A 4,106-nucleotide genomic window follows, 5' to 3' on the forward strand; every position below is an offset into this window, starting at 1 on the left:
TTTTCTCTAATACCTTGTGCGTATTGCTTTTGGCGGTATGCTAAAAAGTAGTTATAGACCACCCTAGCACAGCCAAAATGCTTGTTTATCAAGGTTTTTTGTTCAACACTAGGGTGAATCCTAAACTTCATTGCTTTAAGCAATTTCTTACACCTTAATTATTCTGCATTTTTATATCATAATTTTATAAAATATTTTTGAGGTAGAGCCATGAAAGAAAACCATTACAAACTCAAAGGCTATCTATCCACAAACAGGAGCAAACATAATCTAAAAGCCCATTTGATTTTAGTGTGTCAATACAGAAAAAAGTTGCTCGTAGGAGATGTGGCTATTTTTATAAAGTCTGTGGTTGAAGAGATAGAGGAAAGTTCAGATTTTATCATCATCGCAATGGAAGCCGACAAAGACCATCTGCATTTGATGATTCAGTATATCCCTAGAGTGTCTATCAGTTCTATTATCTTGCGGATCAAACAGATCACCACTTATAAAATTTGGCGAGAGCAAAGGTTTATCCCGCTCTTGCGCAAGCATTTTTGGAAAGAACAAACGCTTTGGACAGATGGATTTTTCGCTTGTTCCATAGGAAAGGCTAACCCAGAAACCATCAAAAGATACATAGAAAATCAAGGGTAGGGGGCATTCATCCCACCCGCTAAAGACGAGTGGGATTTCTGCCGGAGAGTCTTAAATGTGCAAACTCTTGTTTAAGAGCCGACTATTTCTACCCTTAGCTGTTCTAATAAACTCCATCACCCCAAAACGAGCGTAGCGAAGTTTCTTTAGTAAAACTTGGATCAACTTCTACTAAGATGTGGATATGGTCTTTGTCTGTCTCCATCTCTAAAATCTCCACTTCTAGCTCTTGTACCACTTCCAAAATGATTTTTTGAGCCTTATCTCTACCTGATCTATAAGGACTTTTTGCCTGTATCACCACACAATATGGTATTTGCAAGAATAGACAATATTGTTGCTGCTTTTACATTTGATAGTGGCTATCATACAAAGTGTTGTACAAGATGATATTGACTAACTAGCCCCATAACTAAAGCTAGGTGGGTTGGGGGGTAAAAAGAGATCCGTCAAACCCCCTTGCTCGTTAAATACTCCTCATAACTGCCTTTAAAATCCACCACTTTTGCGCCCTTATTGGTGGGGATGAGCTCAATAATGCGATTAGCATACGCGCTAATAAGTTCGCGATCGTGGCTGACACAAATCACCGCTCCCTCAAACTTATACAACGCCTCGCCCAGCGCGATGATCGCCTCTAGGTCTAAATGGTTGGTGGGCTCATCGAGCACCAAGAAGTTACCCCGCTCTAGCATGATCTTGGATAAAACCATGCGGTGCTTCTCCCCCCCACTTAAAGCACTCACACTCTTTTCTTGCTCCGCCCCACTAAAGAGCATGCGCCCTAAAGCGTTACGCACCTCTCCACTCTCAATCTTTTTATTGAAGTTAAAAAGCCATTGATACAAACTCTCCTCCCCTTGAATGCTCTCGCTCACATCTTGAGGAAAATAGCCCCTCTGCGTGGTCGCACCCCATTTCACACTCCCACTATCCGGGGCTAACTCCTCGACCAAGATTTTACACAGCGTGCTCTTGCCCACCCCATTAGGTCCGATCAAAGCGATTTTATCCTTTGGGGCGATTTTAAGACTGACATTCTTAAGCACCACCAAATCCCCATAGGATTTAGAAATTTGGCTGCACTCTAGGGCTTCATTGCCAATGGCACGGTGGGGCTTAAAGAGAATGCTGGGATCGCGCCGACTTGAAACCTCAATACTTTGAATATCCAGCTTTTCTAATTGCTTTTGGCGGCTAGTAGCTTGGCGCGCTTTACTCGCATTAGCTGAAAAGCGCGCGATGAAGCGTTCTAATTCCTCCTTTTCTTTGAGCTTTTTATTGCGTTCGGCTTCCTTTTGCTTGGCTATGAGAGTGGAGGCGATATACCAATCGTCATAATTGCCGCTAAATTCCCGCAGGGTGTTAAAATCCAAATCTAAAATGTGCGTGCACACGGCGTTTAAAAAGTGGCGATCGTGGCTGATGATCACCATCGTGCCTTCATGGCGTTTGAGATTCTCTTCTAGCCAAGCGATCGCGTTTAAATCTAGGTTATTGGTGGGCTCATCTAGGAGCAAAACATCGGGCTTAGGAAACAACACCTGAGCTAAGAGGATTTTGAATTTATCACTACTGGGCAGGCTTTGCATCAAGTCATTGTGCCGATTAGCAGGAATACCCAAATCCTCTAAGATTTTTTCCACCACCACTTCACATTCATAAAGCGGGTCTTCTTGCACGCAGATCATCTCTAGCTCAGCTAAACGGACATTGACCTTATCATCACTCAAATCCGCGTTTGCATAGAGCTTTTCTTTTTCCTTAAGCGCGTCATAGAGGGTTTTATTGCCCATGAGCACCGCATCTTTTAAGCTAAACTCTTCAAAGGCATATTGATCTTGACCCAAAACTCCCAGCTTTAACCCTGAACCTAGGCTAATCTCTCCACCGCTGGGCTCAATTTCCCTAGCTAAAATCTTTAAAAAGGTGCTCTTGCCCGCCCCATTTGCCCCGATGAGTCCGTAGCGTTTGTGCGCATCTAATTTGAGATTGACATTTTCAAAGAGCTTTTTGGTGGCATAGCGCATGCTAACTTGGGTGGCTTGTAACATGATGATCCTAGTTTTTGTCCCAAGTATAACTACTTTACATGAAAACTTGCCTTTTTAAGTTTGTGCAAAACTTGGATCATAGTGTGTGGCTTGTTGGGCGCGCAGGAAGTCGGTAACTCTATCGATCTCTTCCTCTGTGGTGTAGGGGGCATGTAGGCGTTGTAGCTGGTTATTTTGCATCAACAGCATATCCCCCCTGCCTAAGAGATTTTGCGCTCCATCATTATCTAAAATGATGCGCGAATCGATTTTAGAACCCACTTTAAAGCTCAATCTTGTGGGCAAATTAGTTTTAAGAAGTCCGGTAAGCACCTCCACGCTAGGGCGTTGGGTGGCAATAATGAGATGAATCCCACACGCGCGCCCCATTTGAGCGATGCGAATGATAGGAGCTTCTACTTCTTTGCCTCCTGTCATCATCAAGTCGGCTAATTCATCGATCACAATCACCAAAAAAGGCAATTTGTCCGCGCTTTTAGCGTTATAACCCTCTAAATTTTTCACCCGCAGGGCACTCATAGCCGTATAACGCCGTTCCATTTCCTCAACTGCACATTTGAGCGCATTAATAGCTTGAGTAGGGTCGGTGAGAATGGGCGTGATGAGGTGGGGTATATCTGTGTAGGCGCTAAATTCTACGCGTTTGGGATCGACTAGCAAGAGGCGTAAACTTGTAGGGGTGTGCCCATAAAGCAAGGAGAGCAACATCGTATGCAAGCCCACACTCTTCCCACTCCCAGTCGTGCCTGCAATGAGCAAGTGGGGCAAGGTGGCTAAATCCAGTACAAAAACTTTCCCGCGTGTGTCCTTGCCTAAAGCTAGAGCAAGTTTATAGGGGGTTTGACTAAAAATGGGGTCTTCTAGGATTTCTCTTAAGCAAATAGGATCACTTGTATCTCTAGCAATTTCAAATCCCATCACATCTCTGCCCTGAATGGGAGCATGGATACGCATGGATTGGGCGCACAACGCCATCGCCAAATCATCTGAGAGCCCCATGATTTTACTCACTTTAATATGCGTGGCGGGGCGAAATTCGAAGGTGCTCACCACTGGCCCTACACAGGTGCGCACAATCTCTCCCTCAATTTTGAACATGCGTAGTTTGCTCAAGAGATTTTGCGCCTGTGTTTGGATTTGATCAGGGGTGTGTTTAGGAGGAGTGGGAGAATTGAGCAAGTTTGTGCTGGGCAGTGTAGAGGCACTTTGGGGAGGATTAGAATCTTTGGGGGCATTTTGGGGAGTTGGAGGGATTTCTTGAGGGATTTCTGAGCTCTGCAAGGATCGGCGTTGTTGGAGTAAATCCATATAAGCCCCCATGGGCGTAGAAGGTGTGGAAGTTCTTGGCGCGAGTTCCACCCCGTAGTTTTGAGGTGGAGGAGCCGGGTTGTTTTGGGGGGGCTGTGTGGGGGG

Annotated in this window: 4 protein-coding genes and 1 pseudogene; 1 reads left to right on the top strand and 4 read right to left on the bottom strand. The window is 44.9% G+C overall.

From position 1 onward, the window contains the following. Positions 1-143 (bottom strand): helix-turn-helix domain-containing protein (locus KCO92_RS07135; RefSeq protein ID WP_210647484.1); only part of this gene is annotated, 143 nt, incomplete at its 3' end. Between the two features lie 67 nt (positions 144-210). On the opposite strand from KCO92_RS07135, the gene tnpA (KCO92_RS07140) reads away from it, so the two are divergent. After that, complete coding sequence (gene tnpA, locus KCO92_RS07140; protein ID WP_210647482.1) at positions 211-639, top strand: IS200/IS605 family transposase; 429 nt, start codon at positions 211-213, stop codon at positions 637-639. 49 nt (positions 640-688) lie between these two features. On the opposite strand, the pseudogene tnpA (KCO92_RS07145) reads toward tnpA (KCO92_RS07140), so the two are convergent. The 3 genes and pseudogenes from tnpA (KCO92_RS07145) to KCO92_RS07155 form a co-directional block, all read right to left on the bottom strand. Continuing rightward, a pseudogene (gene tnpA / locus KCO92_RS07145) lies at positions 689-1,008 on the bottom strand (IS200/IS605 family transposase); the annotation flags it as partial. A gap of 80 nt (positions 1,009-1,088) precedes the next feature. Continuing rightward, positions 1,089-2,693, bottom strand: coding sequence for an ABC-F family ATP-binding cassette domain-containing protein (locus tag KCO92_RS07150; RefSeq protein WP_104696377.1), 1,605 nt, complete (start codon positions 2,691-2,693; stop codon positions 1,089-1,091). A gap of 54 nt (positions 2,694-2,747) precedes the next feature. After that, positions 2,748-4,106 (bottom strand): DNA translocase FtsK (locus KCO92_RS07155; protein WP_210647483.1); only part of this gene is annotated, 1,359 nt, incomplete at its 5' end.

It is taken from the genome of Helicobacter salomonis (genome assembly GCF_017979425.1).
Lineage (GTDB): Bacteria > Campylobacterota > Campylobacteria > Campylobacterales > Helicobacteraceae > Helicobacter > Helicobacter salomonis.